The organism is Massilia cavernae (assembly GCF_003590855.1).
GTDB classification, from domain to species: Bacteria; Pseudomonadota; Gammaproteobacteria; order Burkholderiales; family Burkholderiaceae_D; genus Telluria_A; species Telluria_A cavernae.
Genome location: NZ_QYUP01000094.1, coordinates 1 through 23,151 on the forward strand (window position 1 = coordinate 1; position 23,151 = coordinate 23,151).

Annotated in this window: 23 protein-coding genes; 16 read left to right on the top strand and 7 right to left on the bottom strand. The window is 63.3% G+C overall.

All coding sequences use genetic code 11. The features are described 5' to 3' along the window. The 3 genes from D3872_RS09935 to D3872_RS09945 form a co-directional block, all read right to left on the bottom strand. Positions 1 to 810 (bottom strand): threo-3-hydroxy-L-aspartate ammonia-lyase (locus D3872_RS09935; RefSeq protein WP_119810625.1); only part of this gene is annotated, 810 nt, incomplete at its 3' end. Between the two features lie 15 nt (positions 811 to 825). Then, complete coding sequence (locus D3872_RS09940; RefSeq protein ID WP_119810626.1) at positions 826 to 1,458, bottom strand: helix-turn-helix transcriptional regulator; 633 nt, start codon at positions 1,456 to 1,458, stop codon at positions 826 to 828. 1 nt (position 1,459) lies between these two features. Continuing rightward, entirely contained in the window at positions 1,460 to 1,993 is a 534-nt protein-coding gene (locus tag D3872_RS09945; protein WP_119810627.1) for a gamma carbonic anhydrase family protein, read from the bottom strand. Positions 1,994 to 2,354: 361 nt separating this feature from the next. Here D3872_RS09945 and D3872_RS09950 point away from each other — a divergent pair, with 361 nt between their 5' ends. Both D3872_RS09950 and D3872_RS09955 read left to right on the top strand, forming a co-directional pair. Beyond that, positions 2,355 to 2,903 carry a peroxiredoxin gene (locus tag D3872_RS09950; RefSeq protein WP_119810628.1) on the top strand — a complete coding sequence of 183 codons (549 nt, stop codon included), beginning with the start codon at positions 2,355 to 2,357 and terminating at the stop codon, positions 2,901 to 2,903. Between the two features lie 54 nt (positions 2,904 to 2,957). Further along, a complete protein-coding gene (locus D3872_RS09955) occupies positions 2,958 to 3,479 on the top strand; it encodes a carboxymuconolactone decarboxylase family protein (protein ID WP_119810629.1) in 522 nt (173 codons plus the stop codon). Between the two features lie 66 nt (positions 3,480 to 3,545). On the opposite strand, the gene D3872_RS27005 is transcribed toward D3872_RS09955, so the two are convergent. Next, positions 3,546 to 3,668, bottom strand: coding sequence for a hypothetical protein (locus tag D3872_RS27005; protein ID WP_274381709.1), 123 nt, complete (start codon positions 3,666 to 3,668; stop codon positions 3,546 to 3,548). A 207-nt stretch (positions 3,669 to 3,875) separates the two neighbouring features. Here D3872_RS27005 and D3872_RS09960 point away from each other — a divergent pair, with 207 nt between their 5' ends. Further along, complete coding sequence (locus tag D3872_RS09960; protein WP_119810630.1) at positions 3,876 to 5,582, top strand: RecQ family ATP-dependent DNA helicase; 1,707 nt, start codon at positions 3,876 to 3,878, stop codon at positions 5,580 to 5,582. 20 nt (positions 5,583 to 5,602) lie between these two features. Next, complete coding sequence (locus D3872_RS09965; RefSeq protein WP_119810631.1) at positions 5,603 to 5,938, top strand: hypothetical protein; 336 nt, start codon at positions 5,603 to 5,605, stop codon at positions 5,936 to 5,938. Between the two features lie 56 nt (positions 5,939 to 5,994). Here D3872_RS09965 and D3872_RS09970 read toward each other — a convergent pair whose 3' ends face one another. The 3 genes from D3872_RS09970 to D3872_RS09980 all read right to left on the bottom strand — a co-directional run bounded on the left by D3872_RS09970 (position 5,995) and on the right by D3872_RS09980 (position 8,468). Continuing rightward, a complete protein-coding gene (locus tag D3872_RS09970) occupies positions 5,995 to 6,795 on the bottom strand; it encodes a Crp/Fnr family transcriptional regulator (RefSeq protein ID WP_119810632.1) in 801 nt (266 codons plus the stop codon). A gap of 451 nt (positions 6,796 to 7,246) precedes the next feature. Next, positions 7,247 to 7,891, bottom strand: coding sequence for a response regulator (locus tag D3872_RS09975; RefSeq protein ID WP_119810633.1), 645 nt, complete (start codon positions 7,889 to 7,891; stop codon positions 7,247 to 7,249). Positions 7,892 to 8,003: 112 nt separating this feature from the next. Next, positions 8,004 to 8,468: a universal stress protein gene (locus tag D3872_RS09980; protein WP_119810634.1), complete on the bottom strand. Its 465-nt coding sequence runs from the start codon at positions 8,466 to 8,468 to the stop codon at positions 8,004 to 8,006. Positions 8,469 to 8,878: 410 nt separating this feature from the next. Here D3872_RS09980 and D3872_RS09985 point away from each other — a divergent pair, with 410 nt between their 5' ends. The 12 genes from D3872_RS09985 (at position 8,879) to trpA (ending at position 23,014) form a co-directional block, all read left to right on the top strand. Then, on the top strand, positions 8,879 to 9,724 hold the full coding sequence (locus D3872_RS09985) for a protein phosphatase CheZ (protein ID WP_119810635.1): 846 nt from the start codon (positions 8,879 to 8,881) through the stop codon (positions 9,722 to 9,724). After that, a complete protein-coding gene (locus D3872_RS09990) occupies positions 9,724 to 11,592 on the top strand; it encodes a chemotaxis protein CheA (protein WP_119810636.1) in 1,869 nt (622 codons plus the stop codon). Before D3872_RS09985 ends, D3872_RS09990 begins: the two co-directional genes overlap by 1 nt. Before the next feature lie 223 nt (positions 11,593 to 11,815). Then, entirely contained in the window at positions 11,816 to 13,219 is a 1,404-nt protein-coding gene (gene leuC, locus D3872_RS09995; RefSeq protein WP_119810637.1) for a 3-isopropylmalate dehydratase large subunit, read from the top strand. A 31-nt stretch (positions 13,220 to 13,250) separates the two neighbouring features. Further along, on the top strand, positions 13,251 to 13,373 hold the full coding sequence (locus D3872_RS10000; protein WP_119810638.1) for a lipoprotein: 123 nt from the start codon (positions 13,251 to 13,253) through the stop codon (positions 13,371 to 13,373). A 106-nt stretch (positions 13,374 to 13,479) separates the two neighbouring features. Continuing rightward, positions 13,480 to 14,127: a 3-isopropylmalate dehydratase small subunit gene (gene leuD / locus D3872_RS10005; RefSeq protein WP_119810639.1), complete on the top strand. Its 648-nt coding sequence runs from the start codon at positions 13,480 to 13,482 to the stop codon at positions 14,125 to 14,127. 15 nt (positions 14,128 to 14,142) lie between these two features. After that, on the top strand, positions 14,143 to 15,213 hold the full coding sequence (gene leuB, locus D3872_RS10010; protein ID WP_119810640.1) for a 3-isopropylmalate dehydrogenase: 1,071 nt from the start codon (positions 14,143 to 14,145) through the stop codon (positions 15,211 to 15,213). A gap of 28 nt (positions 15,214 to 15,241) precedes the next feature. Beyond that, on the top strand, positions 15,242 to 16,384 hold the full coding sequence (gene asd / locus D3872_RS10015) for an aspartate-semialdehyde dehydrogenase (protein ID WP_119810667.1): 1,143 nt from the start codon (positions 15,242 to 15,244) through the stop codon (positions 16,382 to 16,384). A gap of 212 nt (positions 16,385 to 16,596) precedes the next feature. Continuing rightward, positions 16,597 to 19,410: a motility hub landmark protein FimV gene (locus D3872_RS10020; RefSeq protein ID WP_119810641.1), complete on the top strand. Its 2,814-nt coding sequence runs from the start codon at positions 16,597 to 16,599 to the stop codon at positions 19,408 to 19,410. Beyond that, a complete protein-coding gene (gene truA / locus D3872_RS10025; protein ID WP_119810642.1) occupies positions 19,410 to 20,228 on the top strand; it encodes a tRNA pseudouridine(38-40) synthase TruA in 819 nt (272 codons plus the stop codon). Before D3872_RS10020 ends, truA begins: the two co-directional genes overlap by 1 nt. Before the next feature lie 14 nt (positions 20,229 to 20,242). After that, complete coding sequence (locus D3872_RS10030; protein ID WP_119810643.1) at positions 20,243 to 20,935, top strand: phosphoribosylanthranilate isomerase; 693 nt, start codon at positions 20,243 to 20,245, stop codon at positions 20,933 to 20,935. Beyond that, positions 20,919 to 22,166, top strand: coding sequence for a tryptophan synthase subunit beta (gene trpB, locus D3872_RS10035; RefSeq protein WP_119810644.1), 1,248 nt, complete (start codon positions 20,919 to 20,921; stop codon positions 22,164 to 22,166). Before D3872_RS10030 ends, trpB begins: the two co-directional genes overlap by 17 nt. Before the next feature lie 38 nt (positions 22,167 to 22,204). After that, complete coding sequence (gene trpA / locus D3872_RS10040) at positions 22,205 to 23,014, top strand: tryptophan synthase subunit alpha (RefSeq protein WP_119810645.1); 810 nt, start codon at positions 22,205 to 22,207, stop codon at positions 23,012 to 23,014. Positions 23,015 to 23,151: the final 137 nt, after the last annotated feature.

The following is a 23,151-nucleotide window of genomic DNA, read 5'->3' on the forward strand; positions in this document are numbered from 1 at the left end:
GAAGCGCATGCACTGCACCAGCTCGTCGTCAGATACGGTCAGGATGTCGTCGACGTCGCGCCGGATGATGGGGAATGTGTACTGGCCGAGGTGTTGGGTTTGCGCGCCGTCGGCAATGGTCCTGGGCGTCTCGATGTGGACGATGGCGCCGGAGCGGAAGGACTGCTGAGCGTCGTTGCCCGCCTCCGGTTCCACACCGTACAGCCGGCACTGCGGCGACAAGGCCCGCGTTGACAGGGCCGATCCCGCGAGCAGGCCACCCCCGCCCAGGCAAACGAAGAACGCGTCGAGCGGCCCCGTTTCCTCGAACAGCTCCTTGGCGGCGGTGCCCTGTCCTGCGATGACGTCCGGATGGTCGTAGGGCGGAATCAGGGTGAACCCATGCTTGTCGGCGAGCTCGCGCCCGATCTGTTCGCGGTCCTCGGTGTAGCGGTCGTAAATTACGACGTTGCCGCCATAACCCTTGGTCGCTGCGACCTTCGCGGCCGGCGCGTCGTGCGGCATCACGATTGTGGCCGGCATGCCCAGCAGTTTTGCGGCCAGGGCGATGGCTTGGGCATGATTGCCGGAGGAAAAAGCAACCACACCAGCGCTGCGCTGTTCATGGGTAAACTTCGACAAGGCGTTGTATGCGCCTCGGAATTTGAATGCGCCCATTCGCTGCATGTTCTCGCACTTGAAGAACATCTGGGCGCCAAACTCCTCGTTGACGGTGCGCGAGGTCAGGACAGGGGTATGGTTCGCGGTGCCGGCAATGCGCCCGGCCGCTTGGACAACGTCATCATACGTGGGCAGATCGAAGGTGTTCAAGTCGGGTTCCTCCAGTTATTTAATGTCGTTGTAGGCCGTCGCACGTGAAATGCCCAGGTGTGAGGCTGCGATTTCCATGGCGCGCCGTAGCTCCAGGAAGCCGCCATCTCTTAATTCCCGCATCAGGACGCGGCGTTCGCCGGCCTTCAGCAGTTGCGGAGACGATGCCAGGCCCGCGGCATATTGGTCAATGCGGCGGCGAATTGCCTCGGCGTTCGCCGGATCGAGCGATTCTTGAACTGGCGAAGCATCCGTTGCGTTGAATTGTTCGAGTGCATTCTGCATTGAGCGAAACAGCGTGAGGTCCACGTTCAGGCACAGGGCGGCGATATACCTTCCTTCAGCGTCCTTGATGCCGATCGAGGTGCTCTTGGCGGGGCGGCCGTCAGCGAACTGGTTTGCGTAGTTGGCCAGGATCTGTGGATAGTTGCTGTCCGCGATACGCGCGAGACCGAGTTCAGTAGCAGGGTCGTTAGTGGCCCGTCCGGACAAATTGTTGTGGACGGCGAGCACCGCATGTTTCGGATCACGCAGGTCATGCACAAGCACTTCGCAGAAGGGAGCAAAGGTCTGGGCCAGCCCCTGTGCGATCTGCTTCACCTGGTCGATCAGCGCGGCCTGATCGTCTTGCAGCTTATTGTTCGGCATATCAAGGCGCGTTCAGATAGTTATCTTTCAAGCGTACATAGTGTTCGGCTGAATAGCGCAGGTACGCAAGCTCGGCATCGTTCAAAGGCCGGACTTTTTCGACAGGCCGGCCCATGTACAGGAAGCCGCTTTCCAGCGTTTTGCCGGGCGGGACAAGACTGCCGGCGCCGATCATGACGCGGTCCGGAACGATAACGTCGTCCATCACGATACTGCCCATGCCGATGAGGCATTCATTCCCGATCCGGCAGCCATGAAGGATTACTGCGTGCCCCACGGTGACATAGTCCCCGATGATGAGGGGCGAACCGCAGGGCTTCTGGCTCGTCTTATGGGACACGTGCCCCATCGTAAGGTCTTGTATGTTGGAACAGCGTCCGATGACGATGTCGTTGACGTCGCCGCGTAGCACCGCGTTGCACCATACCGAGCTATCAGCGCCGAGTTGGACGCATCCGATCACCTGTGCGGATTCATGCACGTAGGTGCGCTCGGCAAGATGCGGAGCGGCGTCGAGATAATTGGAGAGCGACATGGAAAGCCAATTGAGAAATTTTGTATAATATTAGATATTTTATCCACTGCGCGAAAAATGCGCAAGTGGGGGGCAAACCAATCAAATCTCATCGGGTCTCGAAAATATTGCTGTAATGGAATTAATTGCCCCCGAACATGGTGTGCGCCGTTCCTGTTGGCATTAAGATAAACTCGCCGGACTCTCAAGCGCCACCTGTCGGTGGTGCCGGGCGACGAATGCGGATCGGTGTTCACCCTGACCCTGCCGCTCAACGCAAGCTATTGAGGGTTTAGTTAAAATCTATTTCTAAATTCGTTTCAATAGCCCTATACTACGTCCTCACCTGTGCCTTAACACCAACCATGCAAGGAAACTACGAATGAAAACTGTAGGCGAAAAACTCGACGCGTTCAGCGTCCCAGCTGCCAAGCCTGGCTTCAACCACCATGAAGAGAACGGCGTTTCGGCCTTCGAAACCATCACCGAGTCCTCGTTCCCTGGCAAGTGGAAAGTCATCTACTTCTACCCGAAGGACTTCACCTTCGTGTGCCCAACCGAAATCGTCGAGTTCGCCAAGCTGAACAACGACCTGAAGGACCGCGACGCAGTCCTGATGGGCGGTTCGACCGACAACGAATTCTGCAAACTGGCATGGCGCCGCGAACACAAGGACCTGTCGGGCCTGAACCACTACGCCTTCGGCGATTCGACCGGTTCGCTGGTCGACATGCTGGGCGTGCGTGATCCGCAAGCTGGCGTCGCACTGCGCGCGACTTTCATCGTCGACCCGGACAACACCATCCAGCACGTTTCGGTCAACAACCTGAACGTCGGCCGCAACCCGCAGGAAATCCTGCGCATCCTGGACGGCCTGCAGACGGACGAACTGTGCCCATGCAACCGCACCGTTGGCGGCGAAACGCTGTAAGAACTCCAACCCGCTTCGGCGGGTTTTTCATTCTCTTTCTGATAGGAAAAATATATGGATTTTCTGAATTCAATTAAGGAAATGATTCCTGACTACGCGAAGGACATCCGCCTGAACATCGACGGCACCATCGCGCGTTCCAGCCTGGAAGGCGTGGACGCGGTCGGCGTGGCGCTGGCGGCGGCGTTCGCGGCGAAGAGCCGCAAGATCATCGACGTCATTACGGCAAGCGGCGCCTTGAGCCCCGAAGAGCAGAACGCGGCCATGACGGCGGCGGCGCTGATGGGCATGAACAATGTGTGGTATCCCTTCGTGGACATGGCGGACGACGCCGATTTGAAAAACCAGCCAGCGCAGCTGCGCATGAATGCGTATGCGACCAACGGCGGCGTGGACAAGCGGCGTTTCGAGATGTACGCGCTGTCGGCGTCGATCATCGGCAAGTGCCACTTCTGCATCAAGTCGCATTATGAGCTGCTGAAGAAGGAAGGCATGAGCGCGCAGCAGCTGCGCGATGTGGGCAGGATTGCGGCCGTGGTGAATGCGGCGTCGCAGGTGATTGAAGCGTCGAACTAAAGAACATTCGCTATATGGCGGAATGCCGCCCAGGCCGCATTCCGCCATTTTTCGTTGCGGCGCGCATCAGTGGATCAGGAGGGCTGCTGCACCGGAGCCATGCAATACTTCAGTCGCGACGAGAAGGTAGGTCAGGGCGCTCGCAATCGCCAGGTGTACTGCGGCTAAAGTGATAGGAAGCTTGATCATGGCATTTCTCCGATTCGTTTATCATTTTGCATGACTACATCGTATCGAAGCTACTATGGGGCAAGTATCGGCAAACAGTCCGAGACCGTGTAGGAGCTTGGCTAATCGGCTCGTCTGAATGGATGGGCTCAACCCTAGGGGTGCTCCTACGACGGGTATAGGCTGCGTCCTATTCCGGGCATATGGGCCACGCAATACAGTTGGGTTATGACCACATACAACCACCAGCTGATGCATAACGGGGCGCGCGCGGTTCGCCGCAACGCCATCTCCACCCTCCTGAAGAAGGTGTTCGGCATCGAACGCCTGCGCGACGGCCAGCGCCGCGTCATCGACAGCGTCCTCGACGGCAAGGACACCCTGGCCATCATGCCGACCGGCAGCGGCAAGTCGCTGTGCTACCAGATTCCCGCCCGTATTTTCCCCGGCACCACGATCGTGGTCTCGCCGCTGATTTCGCTGATGAAGGACCAGCTGGAAAAGCTGGTCGAACTCGGCATCGGCGCTACCCAGGTCAACAGCAGCTTGTCGCGCGCGGAGGAAGTCGAGGCGATGGAGGGCATCGCCAACGGAACTTACCGCATCGTGTTCTGCACCCCTGAACGGCTGGCCGTGCCGGAGTTCGTGGCGGCGCTGAAGAAGGTGCAGGTCTCGCTGGCGGTCATCGACGAGGCCCATTGCATTTCGACCTGGGGCCACGACTTCCGCCCGGCCTACCTGGAGATGGCGGCTTCGATTTCCGTGCTGGGCAAGCCGCCGGTGCTGGCGCTGACGGCCACCGCCACCGAGGAAGTCATCGAAGACATCGGCAAGCAGCTGGGACGCCCGCACCTGAACGTGATCAACACTGGCATCTACCGGCCCAACCTGCACTACAGCGTGCAGCAGGTGACTAGCGCCGCGGAGAAGTACGGCAAGGCGCTGGAACTCGTACAGAAAACGGAGGGTGTCGGCATCGTGTACGCGGCCACCGTCAAGGCGGCCGAGAAGCTGTACCAGATACTCGAGGAAGCCGGCGAGAGCGTCACGATCTACCACGGCAAGCTGCATGCGGCCGTGCGCAAGGCGAACCAGGACCTGTTCATGGGCGGCGAGCGCCGCGTGATGGTGGCGACCAACGCTTTCGGCATGGGCATCGACAAGAGCGACACGCGCTTCGTGATCCACCTGCAGATCCCGGCCAACCTGGAGGCCTACTACCAGGAGTCGGGCCGCGCGGGCCGCGACGGCAAGGACGCCAGCTGCATCCTGCTTTTCCTGCAGGACGACAAGCGCGTGCAGCAGTTCTTCCTGGCGAAGCACTATCCGGAAGCGGCGGAGTTGAAGACCCTGTATGCGCTGGTGCGCGAGCTGGCCGTGGAAGCGCCGGCGAGTTTCGACGCCATCGTCAAAGGCGGCGAGGACCTGCATCCGGCCAAGGTGAAGGTCTGCCTGAAGCTGCTCAAGGAGGGCAAGCTGCTGCGCCAGAACCGCAAGCTTGAATATGCGCTGACCGCCAACGTGCCGCAGGCGGCCGACTACGACGAGCTGGCCGAGGTCTACGCGCTCAAGGAGGAACGTGACCGTGCGGCGCTGGAACAGATGGTGTCGTATGCGGTGAGCGGCTTTTGCCGCTGGAAGGTGCTGCTCGATTACTTCGGCGACGAGGTCGAAGGCTTCGAAAAGTGCTGCCGCTGCGATAACTGCCTGAACCCGCCCGTGGTCATGGACGCCATCGAGATCCGCGACGACGAGTTCGCGCCGCCCGAGGCCGCGCCGGAGCCGGCCGGCCCGGTGTTCGAAGTGGGCGGCAGGGCGAAGGTGGCCAGGTTCGGCGAGGGCACGGTGCAGCTTGTTGCCGGCGACGAGGTCACCATCGCATTCCCGGATGGGGAAACGCGCACCTTCCTGGCGGAATATGTCGAACTTGCGTAGCCATAGGAGGCATTACTGCCATGACTCTCTACTCCCAATATTTCAGGTTTATCCAGGCGCTGTCGGTCATCGGCGCCTCCTGTTTCGCCCTTGCCGTGCAGGCGCAGGACCGGCCCCCAAAGCTGGGCGAGACCCCGCCGCCGCGCGAGGTGCGCTATTGCACCAACTGCGCCACGGTGGAAGCGCTCAAGCCGCCGACGGGGGGCGCGAAGCAGTATGAAATGACGATCCGCTACAGCGATGGAAGAGTGAAGACCTTCAGATATGACAACGACCCGGGCTTGCGGGTCGGCGAGAAGGTCAAGGACAACAATGGAGTGGTGGTGCGGGACGAGGCCGGGAAGCCTTCGCCGTAGGACGGAACGACGGGCTCTTGCCCGGTCGTGGTCCGTCCTGCGTGGTGGCTGTCGGCTTATGCCGTTGCCAGAACCGTGGTGTCGCCGGCAGCCTGGTCGAGCTCCGCCTTTTGCTTGGCCGCAGTCTGCTTGGCGCGCGAGCGCGAGGGCGGCAGGCGGCGCAGGGTTTTCAGCGCTTCCGCGTCCTTGATGCCGATGGTGCGCTGGTCGACGGTGATCAGGCCGATCTCGTTGAAGGCCGACAGCGTACGGCTGACGGTTTCCAGCGTGAGGCCGAGATAGCTGCCGATTTCATGGCGGGTCATGCGCAGGTTGAACAGCTTGCTGGAGTAGCCCATCGCGGCAAAGCGGTCGGCCAGCGAGACCAGGAAGCGGGCCACGCGCGCCTCGGCGCTGAGGGCGCCCAGCATGCCGATCATGGCCTGCTCGCGTACCAGCTCGCGGCTCATGACGCCGTACATGACGTTTTCCAGCTCGGCATGGACGCGGCCCAGCGCGGTCAGCTTCTTGAACGGCAGCAGGATCAGGTCGCAGTCGGACAGGGCCACCGCCTCGGACGCATAGTGCCGGGTGTGGATGCCGTCCACGCCGAGCATGTCGCCTTTCATCGGGAAGCTCAGTACCTGCTCGTTGCCGAATTCGTCGATCAGCACGGTTTTCAGGAAACCCGAATTAACGATGTACAGGGTGTCGAAGGCCTGCCCGATGGTGTGGATGCGCTGGCCGGTCTTGAACTGTACGTGCTGGAACAGCAACTCCTCGCTGTTGATGGAAACCGCCGCCGAAATGTGGAGCAGGTCGCAAACTTCCTTGAGGTTGGACCAAAGACGGCCCTGGCGTTGTCGGCCTGCTTCCATTGGCGAGGAATGCAGGGTCGACGAGGGGCTAGGGCGTGTTTCCGACGTATCCGTAGACAGCATGCTCATCTCCTAGGATGGAACTGACAGTTTCAGAGCTGTAGGCAATCACAGGGGGAACAACGATCTGTGACGCTTGGGACCGATGCTTCTGACGACCAGGACAGCGCGATTTGGAGCCCTGAACCGTGGAACTGAACTGCGAGCAAGCCGAATCGTTGGATTGAGTATGCCAACTCGAGTCCGGCATTGATATCAGCGAACGCTGAATTGAAGAGTAGGATGCGGCGCAGAAGGGTAGGAATTTTCCTATATTGCACGTCGCACCTCAGAGGGAGTCACGGGGGCGGCGGTTTGCCGCCTGGAAGCTGGGACCTGCGCTGGCGCAAGCAGGGTAGCAAGCCCCGGCGGCACAAAATCGGCGCGGGGATGTCTAAAACTTCTTGAGGCCTCAGGATTCGAAAGGCGACAGCAGGCGGTGCGCAACGGCGTACTGCACCATTTCCGACAGCGAGGTCATGCCCATTTTCTGCATGATGCGGGTCTTGTGCGTGCTGACGGTTTTTACGCTCAGGTGCAGGCCGTTGGCGATCTCGGTGATCGAGCGCCCGCTCACCAGCGACGAAAAAACTTCAAACTCGCGGTCGGACAACTGCTTGTGCAGCAACTGTTCGTTGGGCGTCATGATGTTCAGCGCCAGCTGCTCGGCCACTTCGGTACTGATATAGGGGCGCCCCGACGCCACCTTGCGGATCGCCCCCACCAGTTCGGTGCCCGCGCTTTCCTTGGTCAGGTAGCCCTGGGCGCCGGCGCGTATCGCCCGCACCGCGTACTGTTCCTCTTCGTGCATGGTCAGGATCAGGATCGCCAGCTTGGGCGTCTCGGCGCGGATCTGGCGGATCAGGTCGACGCCGCTGCGTCCGGGCATCGACAAGTCGAGCAGCAGCAGGTCGAACCCGCCCTGGCGGACATGGGAAAGTACCTCGAAGCCATTGATTGCCTCACCGACGATGTCGATATCCGGTGCGCCGTCGAGGATCCGTTTCAGGCCCTCGCGCATGATGGTGTGATCGTCGGCAATGACAATTCGAATCATAGTGTTGCCCAGGAAAGTTGATCGGTCTGCGACCGAGAGTTAGCATCCGATCATAAATGATTGGTCCATCCGAAGACTAATTCGAAATTGCAATAAACTCAATGCATGGTGACTAAGTTCCCGGCGCCTTGACCAGGCGGTGCACCAGCACGGGCTTCTGGGTATGCGACAGGACCTTGTTGGTGACGCTTCCCAGCAACAACTGGCCCCAGCCGCTGCGGCCGTGCGAACCCATGAAGATCAGGTCGCAGTGTTCCGCCCCGGCGACGTCGACGATCTTTTGCGCCGCGCCGTCGGCAAACGCCACCATGCCGCGGTGTTCCAGGCCGGCCGCTTCGGCCGCCTTCAGGATAGGCGCGAGGTGATCGCCGCCGACCCGCTGCATCTGGACCAGGTATTCTTCCTCGCTGGGGTAGGTGGGAGGAATGATTTCCACGTACACCGGGTACTGGTATTCGGGTGCGACGTAGAGGGCAAGTACTTCCGCGCCCATCTGCTGGGCAAATTTGACCCCTTCGCAGGCGGTGTGCTTGGAAACAGCGGAGCCATCGGTGGTAATCAGAATTTTCCGGTACATGGTGAGTCCTCCCACATGGATAATTCTATTCTAGTCCGCCTTTTGAAACTTGTTAGAACGTAAATGGTTGATTTCGCTCAAACTGGAAACATTCTTGCTCTGACAATGCGCGCGCCCTCATTTAATGATGCGTGGAAATTAATTTGGTGCCGCTCCGATGGCAAAACGTTAAAAATCCAAGATCGCGACACGGAAATCGGCAAGAAACCCACACTTTGCTTGTCGAAAATTTAAGTTTCTCATGTCAAACTGCTTGCCGCTGTGCTCGGACATTTACCATACGACATCGCGCTGCTACACTCGCGTAAACAGCGATGTTGCCGCGCATCATTAATCTGCATACTTCGCACCGCACCGACACGCACTACGCAACGAGCCGTTGCGACCTTATAAATGGAGAAGCAGGGATTATGACCGACGCCGCCGACGATTTCGACGCACTATTCGAGGAAGTTTCCGCGCAGCGCAGCAGCGCCCCGGTCGCCGCCGCCGCCCCCGCGCCGGTTGCGGACGAAGACGACATGGATGCCTTGTTCGACCAGGTCGCATCCGCGCGTCCGGTGCTGGCGGCGGTGCCGTCCCCAGCCGCCGCACCTGCCGCAAGCGGCGTCGAGCCGGCCGCCGGCGCCCCTGAAGCGGGCGAAACCACCGACCATGGCGACAACCCGATGTACGAGCGGCTGGGCGGCATCGTCCGCCTGCTGCACGACTCGCTGCGTGAACTGGGCTACGACAAGGCCCTGACCGAAGCGTCGAGCCAGATCAACGACGCCCAGGACCGCCTCGAATACGTGGCCACGCTGACCGAGCAGGCCGCCAACAAGGTGCTGAACACGCTCGACGACGGCATGCCGGCCCAGGACATGCTGTCCAAGAAGGCCAAGGAAATGGACACCCGCTGGAACGATTTGTTCGCCGGCAAGCTGTCGATCGACGAATTCAAGGTGCTGGCCGGCGATTCGCGCCAGTTCGCCCAGACCGTCGCCGAAGCGACCGAAGCCGAGAAGGCCCGCCTGCTCGACATCATGATGGCCCAGGACTTCCAGGACATCACCGGCCAGCTGATCAAGAAGGTGGTGAACATCACCAAGACCGTCGAACATGAACTGGCCGAGCTGCTGCGCGACAATGCGCCGCCTGCGGTTCGCGAAAAGCTGGCCGCCAAGCCGGTGGCACTCATGTCGGGCCCGTCGGTTCCATCGATCGCGCTTGACCAGGACAACGTCGACGACCTTCTTGCCGATCTGGGATTCTAATGGACGATATGCTCAAGGATTTCGTCGTCGAGGCGATGGATCTGGCTGTCAATGTTGAAGAGCACCTGCTACGCCTCGAACGCGACCCGAACAACAAGGAAACGCTGAACGCGGTGTTCCGGTCGTTTCATACGATCAAGGGCGGCGCGGGCTTCATGAACCTTCCGGCGCTGGTGGCTGCCTGCCACCTGACCGAGAACCTGTTCGACGCGCTGCGCACCGGCGCGGCGCCGGTCACGCCGATCGCGATCGAAGCGGCGCTGCAGGCGTCGGGTTTCGTGGCCGACCAGCTCACTGACCTGAACAACGGCACCCCGGCCGAACAACTGGCCTCGATGCCGGATGCGCTCGAGCGCATCCTGGTCGACGCCATCGAAGGCAAGACCGCCTCGGCGCCAGCAGCCTCACCGGCGCCCGCTCCCGCAGCGGCTGCACCGGCCGGCGCCGCGCCAGTGGCCGCAGCGGCGCCGGTTGCCGGCGCCGACGGCATCGACTGGGAAGGCATGTTCATGGCCGTGACCCCGGCCGGCACCTACACGCCATCGGCTGCGGCAAGCGCACTCGCGCAAGCCGCTCCCGCCGCCGCGCAGGCCGCGCCGGCATCGGCCGGCAAGCCGGCAGGCTGGGACGGCATCGAGCGCCGCGAAGAAAAGGTGCAGGAATTCCGCGCGGCTTCCGCGCCGGCCAAGGAAGACAGCATCCGCGTCGACGCGGTCAAGCTCGATGCGCTGCTCGAAGTGGCCGGCGAATCGGTGCAGGCCGCCAACCAGGCCGCCGTTCTGCTGGAGCGCCTGCTGCAGTTCAAGTTCGAAGGCCAGGCGGCTACCCTGATGGCGACGCTGACCGAAACCCTGGAACGTGCCTCGCGCTACTCGGCCGAATTGCAGCGCGCCACGCTGGCGACCCGCATGCAGCCGGTCGGCCGCCTGTTCCAGAAATTCCCGCGCCTGGTGCGCGAGCTGGCCAAGGACCTCGGCAAGGACGTCGAGCTGACCATCGAAGGCGCCGAGACGGAAGTCGACCGCGTGGTGGTGGACAGCCTGTACGACCCGCTGGTGCACATGCTGCGCAATGCGCTCGACCACGGCGTCGAATCGCCGGAAGACCGCGTCAAGGCAGGCAAGCCGGCCAAGGCATTCATCTCGCTCAAGGCGTGGCAGGAAGCGAACAGCGTCATGATCGTGCTGCAGGACGACGGCAAGGGCATGGACCCGGTCAGCCTGCGCAAGAAGGCGATCCAGAAGGGCCTGATCAACGAGAACGGCGCGCAGAGCGACGAGGAAGCCTACCAGCTGGTGTTCCTGCCTGGCTTCTCGACCAAGGAAGTGGCGTCGTCGGTCTCCGGCCGCGGCGTCGGCATGGACGTGGTCAAGACGGCGGTGGAAAAAAACCGCGGCGCGATCCACATCGAATCCGCGCTCGGCCACGGCACCAAGTTCGCGATCCGCCTGCCGATCGAACTGTCGATCGTGCCGACCATGCTGGTCTCGACCTCGGGCGCGCTGCTGGCGCTGCCGATGGCGGTGGTCCAGCGCGTGGTCGAACTGCCGGATACCTTCATGCAGGTCGGCGGCGCCCCGGTACTGAAAGACCAGGGCCGCCCGCTGCCGGTGCGTTCGCTGGCCGGTTCGCTCGGCTACGAGCTGTGCTCGGAGAAGGTCGGTATCGTGGTCAATTCGCCACAGCCTTACATCCTGGCGGTGGAAGCCGTGGACGGCACCGCCGACCTGGTGATCAAGCCGATGACCGCGCTGTCGGTCGACGGCATCACCGGCACCGCGCGTTCGGCCGAGGGCGAACTGGTACTGGTGGTCGGCCTGTCGTTCCTGATGGATGGCTGCCGCAGCACGGTGAAGATGGCCGCATAAAAAAATCGCGCGAAGACAATTCGCGCGACCGCAAGACCGAAATGCCCGCCGAGTTCAGCGGGCATTTTTTTATTTGCAAAAAAGGACGTTCGTGCAAATTTAAAATGTTGAATTGTATATACAAGCAAATATTGCACCAAAATGGCATTGGTGATACCGCATTGCACAAATATGGCATAATCAAATTCGGACTTTGATTCAGCGTCGCCAAAACCCACCTATCATGATCAAAACGCTCTACGACAAACTTTGGGAATCCCACATTGTGCGCGCCGATGAAGACGGCACCACAGTCCTGTACATCGACCGCCACCTGGTGCACGAGGTGACCAGCCCGCAGGCTTTCGACGGCCTGCGCGCCGCCGGCCGCAAGCTGTGGCGCACCTCCGCCAACCTGGCGGTGGCCGACCATAACGTGCCGACCACCGACCGCAAGGACGGCATCGCCGACCCTACCTCGCGCCTGCAGGTCGAGACACTGGACGCCAATGCGAAGAGCTATGGCCTCACCTACTTCAACATGAACGACAAGCGCCAGGGCATCGTGCACGTGATCGGGCCCGAGCAGGGTGCCACCTTGCCGGGCATGACGGTGGTGTGCGGCGACTCGCACACCTCGACCCACGGCGCCTTCGGTTGCCTGGCGCACGGCATCGGCACCTCCGAAGTCGAGCACGTGCTGGCCACGCAAACCCTGCTGGCCCGCAAATCGAAGTCGATGCTGGTACAGGTCGACGGCGCGCTGCCGAACGGCGTGACTGCCAAGGACATCGTGCTGGCCGTGATCGGCAAGATCGGCACCGCCGGCGGCACCGGCTACGCCATCGAATTCGGCGGCTCGACCATCCGGGCGCTGTCGATGGAAGGCCGCATGACCATCTGTAACATGGCGATCGAAGCGGGCGCGCGCGCCGGCATGGTCGCCGTGGACGACACCACCATCGAATACGTCAAGGGCCGCCCTTACTCGCCGGCCGGTCCGCACTGGGACCGCGCGGTGGAGTACTGGCGCACCCTGCGCTCGGACCCGGGCGCGCAGTTCGACATGGTGGTCACGCTCAACGCCGCCGAGATCCAGCCGCAGGTCACCTGGGGCACCTCGCCCGAAATGGTCACCTCGATCGACGGCCGCGTGCCCGATCCGGACCTGGAAAAGGACGCGGTGCGCCGCGACGCCATGGAAAAGGCGCTGGTCTACATGAACCTGAAGCCGAACACCCCGATCGAGGACATCCGCATCGACAAGGTGTTCATCGGCTCCTGCACCAACTCGCGCATCGAAGACCTGCGCTCGGCCGCAGCGGTCGTGCGCGGCAAGCAGCGCGCCTCGAACGTGCGCCTGGCGCTGGTGGTGCCGGGTTCCGGCCTGGTGAAGGAACAGGCCGAACGCGAAGGACTGGACAAGATCTTCAAGGACGCGGGCTTCGAATGGCGCGAGCCAGGCTGCTCGATGTGCCTTGCAATGAATGCCGACCGGCTCGAGCCGGGCGAGCGCTGCGCCTCCACCTCGAACCGCAATTTCGAGGGCCGGCAGGGGCAGGGCGGACGCACCCACCTGGTGTCTCCCGCCATGGCGGCGGCGGCCGGTATCGCCGGCCATTTCGTCGATGTACGCGCACTGCGCTAAAACTACCATCAAAACTAAAAGAGCCTCACCCATGAAAAAAGTATTCGCCCTTTCCCTGATCGCCCTCGTACTCACCGGCTGCAACACCATCTCCGGCATCGGCCGCGATGTGCAAAGAGTCGGCCAGGTTGTCACCGGCGCGGGCGGGAAATAATAATTCGGCGGATGCGGCCCCTGGCCATGTCCGCCCTACATGAGAGCCGCCGTAGGGCGGATAAGGCTGAAGGCCGCATCCGCCGCACGGGGCCCAAGAAAACCCCATGGACAAATTCACCCTACACGAAGGACTGGTCGTTCCCCTCGACCGTGCGAACGTCGACACCGACGCGATCATCCCGAAGCAGTTCCTGAAGTCGATCCACCGCACCGGCTTCGGCCCCAACCTGTTCGACGAATGGCGCTACCTTGACCACGGCGAGCCGGGCAAGGACAACAGCGGCCGCCCGCTCAACCCCGATTTCGTGCTGAACCAGCCGCGCTACCAGGGTGCGTCTATCCTCCTGGCGCGCAAGAACTTCGGCTGCGGCTCCTCGCGCGAACACGCGCCGTGGGCGCTCGACCAGTACGGCTTCCGCGCCATCGTCGCGCCTAGCTTCGCCGACATCTTCTTCAACAACTGCTACAAGAGCGGCCTGCTGCCGGTAGTCCTGTCCGAAGCCCAGATCGACCACCTGTTCAACGAAGTGAAGGCCTTCCCCGGATTCCGCCTCGTGATCGACCTCGAGAAGCAGACCATCGGAACCGCCGACGGCAGCATCTCCTACGAGTTCCAGATCGACGCCTTCCGCAAGTACTGCCTGCTGAACGGCCTGGACGACATCGGCCTGACCCTGCGCCACGCCGACGAGATCCGCGCCTTCGAAGAACGCCACCTGGCTGCCCAGCCGTGGCTTGCCAACGTCATCTAAACTGGGAACGACTACATGAAAATTGCAATCCTGCCGGGTGACGGCATTGGTCCTGAAATCATGGCGCAAGCCGTGCGCGTGCTCAATTCGCTGGGCGAAAAATTTGAGCTGGAAAGCGCCGACGTCGGCGGCGCCGGCTATGCGGCCCACGGCCACCCGCTGCCGCCCGCCACGCTGGCGCTGGCCAAGGAAGCAGACGCGGTGCTGTTCGGCGCCGTCGGCGACTACAAGTACGACTCGCTGGAGCGCTCGCTGCGCCCGGAGCAGGCCATCCTCGGCCTGCGCAAGGAGCTCGGCCTGTTCGCCAACCTGCGTCCCGCCATCCTGTACCCGGAACTGGCCGGCGCATCGACGCTCAAGCCGGAAGTAGTGTCGGGCCTCGACATCCTGATCATCCGCGAGCTGACCGGCGACATCTACTTCGGCAAGCCGCGCGGCGTGCGCGAATGCCCCGACGGCCCGTTCAAGGGCGAGCGCGAAGGCTTCGACACCATGCGCTACGCCGAATCGGAAATCCGCCGCATCGCCCACGTGGCCTTCCAGGCCGCGCAAAAGCGCGGCAAGCGCGTCACCAGCGTGGACAAGGCCAACGTGCTGGAGACCTTCCAGTTCTGGCGCGACATCGTCACCGACGTGCACAAGGACTACCAGGACGTCGAACTCGAACACATGTACGTCGATAACGCCGCGATGCAGCTGGTGCGCGCGCCGAAGAAGTTCGACGTCATCGTCACCGGCAACATGTTCGGCGACATCCTGTCCGACTGCGCCGCAATGCTGACCGGCTCGATCGGCATGCTGCCATCGGCTTCGCTGGACGCCAGCAACAAGGGCCTGTACGAGCCGTCGCACGGTTCCGCGCCCGACATCGCGGGCAAGGGCGTGGCCAATCCGCTGGCGACCATCCTGTCGGCCGCGATGATGCTGCGCTTCTCGTTCGGCAAGACCGAGCAGGCCAACCGCATCGAGAGCGCCGTCAAGCAGGTGCTGGCGCAGGGCCTGCGCACGCCCGACATCTACGAAGCGGGCACCACCAAGGTGGGCACCGAAGAGATGGGCAGCGCCGTCGTCAACGCATTGAAGTAGAAGATTTGAACATTAACGAGGAATGATGATGAAACTAGTAGGCTTGGTAGGCTGGCGCGGCATGGTCGGCTCGGTCCTGATGCAGCGCATGCAGGACGAGGGCGATTTCAACCACATCGAACCGGTGTTCTTCACCACATCGAACGCGGGCGGCAAGGCCCCGGCGATGGCAAAGAACGAGACCGTCCTGAAGGACGCCGCCGACATTACCGAACTGTCCAAGTGCGAGATCATCATCTCGTGCCAGGGCGGCGACTACACCAGCGAGGTGTTCCCGAAGCTGCGCGCATCCGGCTGGAACGGCTACTGGATCGACGCCGCCTCGACCCTGCGCATGAAGGACGACGCCGTCATCGTGCTCGACCCGGTCAACCTCGACGTCATCAAGGACGCGATGGTCAAGGGCGTCAAGAACTACGTGGGCGGCAACTGCACCGTGTCGTGCATGCTGATGGGCCTGGGCGGCCTGTTCCAGCACAAGCTGGTGGACTGGATGACCTCCATGACCTACCAGGCGGCATCGGGCGGCGGCGCGCAGCACATGCGCGAACTGCTTACCCAGTTCGGCACCATCAACAGCGCCGTCAAGCCGCTGCTGGACAACCCGGCCGCAGCCATCCTCGAGATCGACCGCGGCGTGCTGGCGGTCCAGCATGGCATGTCGGCTGACGAGACCAGGCAGTTCGGCGTGCCGCTGGCCGGCAACCTGATCCCGTGGATCGACAAGGACCTTGGCAACGGCCAGTCGAAGGAAGAGTGGAAGGCCGGCGCCGAGACCAACAAGATCCTCGGCCGCGGCGAAGGCTTCGGCACCACGCCTAGCGAGGCCCGGGCGATCCCGGTCGACGGCCTGTGCGTGCGTATCGGTGCGATGCGCTGCCACTCGCAGGCGCTGACCATCAAGTTGAACAAGGACGTGCCGCTGGACGAGATCAACGATATCATCGCGTCCAATAACCAGTGGGTGAAGCTGGTGCCGAACACGCGCGAAGATTCGATGCATCACCTGACCCCGGCCGCCGTCACCGGCACCCTGACCATCCCGGTCGGCCGCGTGCGCAAGATGTCGATGGGCGGCGAGTACCTGTCGGCCTTCACGGTCGGCGACCAGCTGCTGTGGGGCGCGGCAGAACCGCTGCGCCGCATGCTGCGTATCATCCTTGACAAGTAAGTTGTCAAACAGTGCAGTGCCGCCTGCGGCACTGCATTTGCGGTACTGTTATTGACACGCCAATTGCCCGCTCAAGAATGCATCAAAACACCCGATATAGGGGCGTAGGACCTCACATATAGGGCCAAAAGCTTGCGTGCTCCAAGGCATGATGATATGTTGAGACCTCCGGGAATTAGCTTTCCCCAAGCCAACTATTGACGCTGCCAACTATGCATGTAAACAAACGCCCCAAGATCGTCAGCTTCGCGATGAAAGCACTGGCCGGCGCCGTCGCCAGTGCCGTCCTGATGTCCTCCGCGGCGTACGCCGCCGGTCTTGGCAAGCTGACCGTCATGTCGTCCCTCGGCCAGCCGCTGCGCGCCGAGATCGAACTGACTTCCGTCTCCAGCGAAGAGGCCAGCGGCCTGGTAGCCAAGCTCGCCTCGCCCGAAGCTTTCCGGCTCGCGAACATCGACTTCAATCCAGCGCTGCTGTCGCTGCGCTTCACGATCGAAAACCGCGGCGGCCGCCAGTTCATCAAGATCAGCTCATCGCAGCCGCTGAACGAACCCTTCGTCGACATGCTGCTGGAGCTGAACTGGGAAAGCGGCCGCCTGGTACGCGAATACACCTTCCTGCTCGACCCGGCCGAACTGCGCGCGACCCAGCCCGCACAAGTGGCCGCGCCCGGATCCGCGCAAGCGCCCGCCACCCCTGCGCCATCCGCATCCGACTACCGTCCGGCCCAGCGTCCGGCCACGCCGGTGCAGCAGGCGCCGGCGCCGCGCGCACCGGAACGCGCCGCTGCTTCCGCCACCGAATACCGCGTCAAGCAGGGCGATACGCTGGGCAAGGTCGCCGCTGAACTGAAGCCGGTCGACATCTCGCTCGACATGATGCTGGTGGCGCTGTACCGGGCCAATCCCGACGCGTTCGCCGGCAACAACATGAACCGCCTGAAGTCGGGCCGCATCCTGGCGGTGCCCGACACCGACGCGATCCGCGGCACCGGCCAGGGCGAAGCGCGCGGCGTGGTCGTCGCGCATGCCGCCGATTTCAACGCCTACCGCGCCAAGCTGGCCGGCCAGGTCGCCACCGCGGCCCCGACCCGCACCGAGGAAGCGGGCCAGAGCGCCGCCGGCAAGATCACCGCGCGCGTCGAGGAGCGCCCGACCGCCGTCACCGAATCGAAGGACAAGCTGCAGCTGTCGCGCGCTGCGCCGGCCGCGCAGGCCGAGGGCCGTACTTCGGCAGCCACCGAGGAAGACCGCATCGCCAAGGACAAGGCGCTGGCCGAAGCCACCGCCCGCGTCAAGGAACTGGAACGCAACGTCGGCGATCTTGAAAAGCTGATGACCGTGAAGAGCCAGGCCGGCGCCGATGCCGCCAAAGCCACCGCGCCGGAAGCCGCGCCGCCAGTGGCGGCTGCCGCCGAAGCAGCAGCCAAGCCGGCGCCGGCCATCCCGCCGCGCATCAAGCCGGCCGCCAAGCCTGCGCAAGCCGCGCCGTCCGAGCCGTCGTTCTTCGAAATGCTGATGGATAACATCAGCCTGGTGCTGGCAGGCCTGGGCGTCCTGCTGCTCGCGCTGGTCGGCATCTCGACCGCGCGCCGCCGCAAGGCCGCGGCGGCCGACACCTCGCCGTCCGAGCCGTCGATCCTGGGTGCGCCGACCGACCAGGCGCACTCGATGTTCGCCGAAACCGGCGGCCAGAGCGTGGACACCAACAACAGCGTGTTCAACTCCAGCTTCGCGCCGTCCGCCAGCCAGCTCGATACCAACGAAGTCGACCCGGTCGCGGAAGCCGACGTCTACATCGCCTACGGCCGCGACGCCCAGGCAGAAGAGATCCTGAAGGAAGCGCTGCGCACCCACCCGGAACGTTATCCGGTGCGCCAGAAGCTGCTGGAGATTTACGCCGCACGCAAGGACCAGCGCGCGTTCGAAGCGCAGGCCAGCGAAATGTACGGCATGACCAAAGGGCAGGGCGACGAGTGGGCGCAAGCCGCAGCGCTCGGCCTGATGCTCGATCCGGGCAACCCCCTGTACGCCAGCGCATCCGGCGGCGAAGCTGTGATGGCCGAGCCAAGCGCGCAAGAGCGCGGCCAGCAGGCGATCCTGTCGCAGGAGTTTGGCGGTGCACTGGACGCCCAGCCGGCGGACAAGTCGGACATGGACTTCGACCTCGGCCTGCTGGACGCGGTGGAAGAGCCGACCGCCGCGCCGATCCCGGCGCCGGAAACCCAGCGGGAACCTGAAGTCCCGGTTGCAAGCGCCCCGGCAGCGGCGGAAGAGCACACCCTCGACTTCGACCTCGGCGGACTGGCTTTCGAGCCTGTCGCGCAAGCCGAACAGGCCCCGGCATCGGGCAGCGAGGAACAGCCTGCGCCGGTGCCTGCGGCCCAGGAAACCTCGGCGTTCGACATGGACTTCGACATGGACTTCGGCGCCGCGCCGGCCGAAGCCCCGGCGCCTGCGCCGACCAAGTCCTTCGATGAAATCAGCCTCGACCTCGGCCAGGACGAACAGCCGCAGGACTTCGGCACCGTCGACCTGTCCAAGGCGTCGGACGCCCTGCCTGATTCGCTGATGGACCTCGACGCGATGACCTTCGACCTGGCGTCGACCGCAGCCCCGTCGCCGGTCACCGGCACTGCCGACGCCGCCCCGCAAGCCCACCGGGCCTTCGAGGTGCCTGACCTGCCGTTCGAGCCGCTCGACGAATCCACCGTGGCGCCGATGGCGGCGCCACAGGCCACGCAATTCGACATGTCGGGCATCGACCTCGACCTGCCGCCAACCGGCCGCGATGAAACCGCGCTGCCCGACCTGGGCGAACTCGACCACCTCGGCGACGCCGGCATGGATGCGGGCGGCGAGATGTCGACCGTCGACATGGAAATGGAAACCAAGCTGGACCTCGCCATCGCCTACCAGGAGATCGGCGACAAGGAAGGCGCGCGCGAGCTGCTCGATGAAGTCATCAAGGGCGGCAATGCCGGACAAGTCGGCAAGGCCAATGGGATGCGGGCGAAACTGGGTTGATGAAAGCTTCACACGACGGCCAGTTATCGAAACGCATAGCACTCGGGGTCCAGTACGACGGCAGCAGCTGGAGCGGCTACCAGAAACAACCAGGCGGGAACACGGTCCAGGACCGGCTTGAAGCGGCGCTGCGCGAGTTTGCGCGCGCCGACCTGCCGACCACCTGCGCCGGCCGCACCGACGCCGGCGTACACGCGCTGGAGCAGGTGGTCCACTTCGACACCAGCCTGTCGCGCGACATGAACAGCTGGGTGCGCGGCGTCAACGCCTTCCTGCCCGAATCGATCGTGGTGCGCTGGGCCACCGAAGTGCCGCACGACCCGGACAACGAATTCCACGCGCGCTTTTCCGCCTTCTCGCGCACCTACCACTACGTCCTGTACAACAACCCGCACCGTTCGGCCCTGCTGGCCAGGCGCGCGGGCTGGGTGTTCCGCCCGATCGATGCGGACCTGATGCGCCAGGCCGCCGAATGCCTGGTCGGCACCCACGATTTTTCTGCTTTCCGTTCCTCGCAGTGCCAGGCCAAGACCCCGGTCAAGCAGCTGCACGAACTGCGCATCGAGCAGCGCGGCGACATGATCATATTTACCGTCTGCGCCGCCGCATTCCTGCACCACATGGTGCGCAATCTGGTCGGCTCGCTGATCTACGTCGGCATCGGCCGCAAGCCGCCCGAATGGATGCGCGAGGTACTGGAAAGCGGCGACCGCGACATGGCCGCGCCCACCTTCATGCCCGACGGGCTGTACCTGGCCAAAGTAGGGTACGATTCCAAGTGGGGGCTGCCTCAGGAAGACGCGCCCCTCTGGTTCTGAACAAAGGAGGGCGCATGCAGCGCACACGCATCAAGATCTGCGGGCTGACCCGCCCCGAAGACGTCGCCGCCGCGGTAGCCGCCGGCGCCGACGCGCTTGGCTTCGTCTTCTACGAAAAGAGCCCGCGCTTCGTCACCGCCGCCCGCGCCGCCACGCTGATGGCGGCGGTGCCGCCGTTCGTCACCACGGTGGGCCTGTTCGTCAACGCCACGCCGCAGGAAATGGCGGCGGTCACCCACGTTGCGCCGGTGTCGCAGCTGCAGTTCCACGGCGACGAGTCGCCCGAGCACTGCGCCGCGCTGGCCCAGATCGCCAACCGGCCGTTCCTGCGCGCCTTCCGGGTACGCCCTGACACCCGGCCCGTCGAACTGCTAGAATACGAAAATCAATACCGCGCCGCCAGTCCACTGTTCTCGGGTCTTTTGCTCGACACTTTCGTGGATGCCTACGGCGGTGCAGGAAAGGTCTTCGATTGGTCCCTCATCCCAAAAGAAATCGCGCCTCGGGTCGTTTTGAGTGGTGGCTTGAGCGTACAAAACGCGACTGACGCGGTGGTACGTGTACGTCCCTATGCGGTCGACATCAGCAGTGGTGTCGAACAGCAGAAGGGCATCAAGGACGCCCACAAGATCGCCGCCTTCACGCAGGCGGTCCGGGCAGCCGACGCCACCCCTGAAAGCGAGTTTACCAATGAAAGAAGTACCTGAACGCGGCGGCGCCGCGAAACTGTTCAAGACCCCCGACTACCAGCTGCCCGACGCCAAAGGCCATTTCGGCCCGTACGGCGGCTCGTTCGTCGCCGAGACCCTGAGCCACGCGCTGGCCGAACTGAAGGAAGCCTACGCGCGCTACAGCCACGACCCCGGCTTCCTCGAAGAATTCCGCTATGAGCTGAAGCACTTCGTCGGCCGTCCTTCGCCGATCTACCATGCCAAGCGCTGGTCCGACATACTGGGCGGCGCCCAGATCTACTTCAAGCGCGAAGACCTGAACCACACCGGCGCGCACAAGATCAACAATGTGATCGGCCAGGCGCTGCTGGCCAGGCGCATGGGCAAGCCGCGCATCATTGCCGAAACCGGCGCCGGCCAGCACGGCGTGGCTACGGCCACCATCTGCGCCCGCTTCGGGCTCGAATGCGTGGTCTACATGGGCGCGGAGGACGTCAGGCGCCAGGCCCAGAACGTGTACCGCATGAAGCTGCTCGGCGCGACCGTGGTGCCGGTGGAATCCGGCTCCAGGACGCTGAAGGACGCGCTCAACGAAGCGATGCGCGACTGGGTCACCAACATCGAGAACACCTTCTACATCATCGGCACCGTGGCCGGCCCGCACCCGTACCCGATGATGGTGCGCGACTTCCAGTCCGTGATCGGCGAGGAATGCCTGGTGCAGATGCCCGAGATGACCGGCCGCCAGCCGGACTATGTGGTCGCCTGCATCGGCGGCGGCTCGAACGCGATGGGTATCTTCTACCCTTACATCGACCAGAAGGGCGTGCAGCTGGTGGGCGTGGAAGCGGCCGGCCACGGCATCGACTCCGGCAAGCATGCGGCGTCGCTGACGGCGGGCATTCCCGGCGTCTTGCACGGCAACCGCACCTACCTGCTGCAGGACGAGAACGGCCAGATCATCGAAACCCATTCGATCTCGGCGGGCCTGGACTATCCGGGCGTGGGACCCGAGCACGCGTGGCTGAAGGACTCGGCGCGCGCGCAGTACGTGTCGGTAACCGACGAGGAAGCGCTGAAGGCCTTTCACGACTGCTGCCGTATCGAAGGCATCATCCCGGCGCTGGAATCGTCGCACGCGCTCGCGTATGCGGCCAAGCTGGCTCCGACGCTGTCGAAGGACAAACTGATCCTCGCCAACCTGTCGGGACGCGGCGACAAGGACATGCACACCGTGGCTTCAATGATGGGGCTGGACTTCAGCTAGACCCACCTCCAACCTACAAGCCACGAAAGAGAAAAAACATGTCCAGAATCGCAGCAAGCTTCGCGGCGCTCGCCGCACAAAACAAGACCGGCCTCGTCACCTTCATCACCGCGGGCGACCCGGCGCCCGAACTGACGGTGCCGCTGATGCACGCGCTGGTCGCCGGCGGCGCCGACGTCCTCGAACTCGGCGTGCCGTTTTCCGACCCGATGGCCGAAGGCCCCGTCATCCAGCGCGCCTGCGAGCGTGCGCTGAAATTCAACATCAGCCTTGGCGACGTCTTCAACTACGTGCGTGAATTCCGCAAGACCAACCAGACTACGCCAGTGGTGCTGATGGGCTACGCCAACCCGATCGAACGCATCGGCCCGGACGCCTTCATCAAGGCCTCGAAAGAGGCGGGCGCCGACGGCGCCATCGTGGTCGACTACCCGCCGGAAGAGTGCGAGCAATTCGCCAGGTCGATGCAGGCCAACGGGCTTGACCTGATCTTCCTGCTGGCCCCGACCTCGACGCCGCAGCGGATCGCCGAAGTGGCGAAAGTGGGCAGCGGCTTCTGCTACTACGTGTCTCTGAAAGGCGTGACCGGCGCCGGCAACATCGACATCGAGGACGTCTCGCGCCGTTTGGCGTCGGTGCGCGAGCACGTCAAGCTGCCGATCGGCGTGGGTTTCGGCATCCGCGACGCCGAGACGGCGAAGGCGCTGGGCAAGGTGGCCGACGCCGTCGTCATCGGCAGCCGCATCATCCAGGAACTGGAAAACGCGCCGCGCGAGCGGGCAGTGGAAGCGGTGCAATCCTTCGTCTCCGCCATCCGCACCGCCCTCGACAGCGCAAACCAGGCGTAAAAACTTTCATGAATCGGGGACAGACCCCACACCAGTAGCGACGTTCAATCGAACTGAATGTTCCAAAATATGGGTCAGACTGGGTCACGCTGACCACCATTTTGAAATATTCCAAAATGGTGGTCTGTCCCTTGGTC

Excerpts from the sequence above, each read along its gene's own strand:
- D3872_RS09940 (WP_119810626.1), bottom strand. The coding sequence starts at position 1,458 with ATGCCGAACAATAAGCTGCAAGACGATCAGGCCGCGCTGATCGACCAG.
- D3872_RS09945 (WP_119810627.1), bottom strand. The coding sequence starts at position 1,993 with ATGTCGCTCTCCAATTATCTCGACGCCGCTCCGCATCTTGCCGAGCGC.
- D3872_RS09950 (WP_119810628.1), top strand. The coding sequence starts at position 2,355 with ATGAAAACTGTAGGCGAAAAACTCGACGCGTTCAGCGTCCCAGCTGCC.
- D3872_RS09955 (WP_119810629.1), top strand. The coding sequence starts at position 2,958 with ATGGATTTTCTGAATTCAATTAAGGAAATGATTCCTGACTACGCGAAG.
- D3872_RS27005 (WP_274381709.1), bottom strand. The coding sequence starts at position 3,668 with ATGATCAAGCTTCCTATCACTTTAGCCGCAGTACACCTGGCGATTGCG.
- D3872_RS09960 (WP_119810630.1), top strand. The coding sequence starts at position 3,876 with ATGACCACATACAACCACCAGCTGATGCATAACGGGGCGCGCGCGGTT.
- D3872_RS09965 (WP_119810631.1), top strand. The coding sequence starts at position 5,603 with ATGACTCTCTACTCCCAATATTTCAGGTTTATCCAGGCGCTGTCGGTC.
- D3872_RS09970 (WP_119810632.1), bottom strand. The coding sequence starts at position 6,795 with ATGGAAGCAGGCCGACAACGCCAGGGCCGTCTTTGGTCCAACCTCAAG.
- D3872_RS09975 (WP_119810633.1), bottom strand. The coding sequence starts at position 7,891 with ATGATTCGAATTGTCATTGCCGACGATCACACCATCATGCGCGAGGGC.
- D3872_RS09980 (WP_119810634.1), bottom strand. The coding sequence starts at position 8,468 with ATGTACCGGAAAATTCTGATTACCACCGATGGCTCCGCTGTTTCCAAG.
- D3872_RS09985 (WP_119810635.1), top strand. The coding sequence starts at position 8,879 with ATGACCGACGCCGCCGACGATTTCGACGCACTATTCGAGGAAGTTTCC.
- D3872_RS09990 (WP_119810636.1), top strand. The coding sequence starts at position 9,724 with ATGGACGATATGCTCAAGGATTTCGTCGTCGAGGCGATGGATCTGGCT.
- leuC (WP_119810637.1), top strand. The coding sequence starts at position 11,816 with ATGATCAAAACGCTCTACGACAAACTTTGGGAATCCCACATTGTGCGC.
- D3872_RS10000 (WP_119810638.1), top strand. The coding sequence starts at position 13,251 with ATGAAAAAAGTATTCGCCCTTTCCCTGATCGCCCTCGTACTCACCGGC.
- leuD (WP_119810639.1), top strand. The coding sequence starts at position 13,480 with ATGGACAAATTCACCCTACACGAAGGACTGGTCGTTCCCCTCGACCGT.
- leuB (WP_119810640.1), top strand. The coding sequence starts at position 14,143 with ATGAAAATTGCAATCCTGCCGGGTGACGGCATTGGTCCTGAAATCATG.
- asd (WP_119810667.1), top strand. The coding sequence starts at position 15,242 with ATGAAACTAGTAGGCTTGGTAGGCTGGCGCGGCATGGTCGGCTCGGTC.
- D3872_RS10020 (WP_119810641.1), top strand. The coding sequence starts at position 16,597 with ATGCATGTAAACAAACGCCCCAAGATCGTCAGCTTCGCGATGAAAGCA.
- truA (WP_119810642.1), top strand. The coding sequence starts at position 19,410 with ATGAAAGCTTCACACGACGGCCAGTTATCGAAACGCATAGCACTCGGG.
- D3872_RS10030 (WP_119810643.1), top strand. The coding sequence starts at position 20,243 with ATGCAGCGCACACGCATCAAGATCTGCGGGCTGACCCGCCCCGAAGAC.
- trpB (WP_119810644.1), top strand. The coding sequence starts at position 20,919 with ATGAAAGAAGTACCTGAACGCGGCGGCGCCGCGAAACTGTTCAAGACC.
- trpA (WP_119810645.1), top strand. The coding sequence starts at position 22,205 with ATGTCCAGAATCGCAGCAAGCTTCGCGGCGCTCGCCGCACAAAACAAG.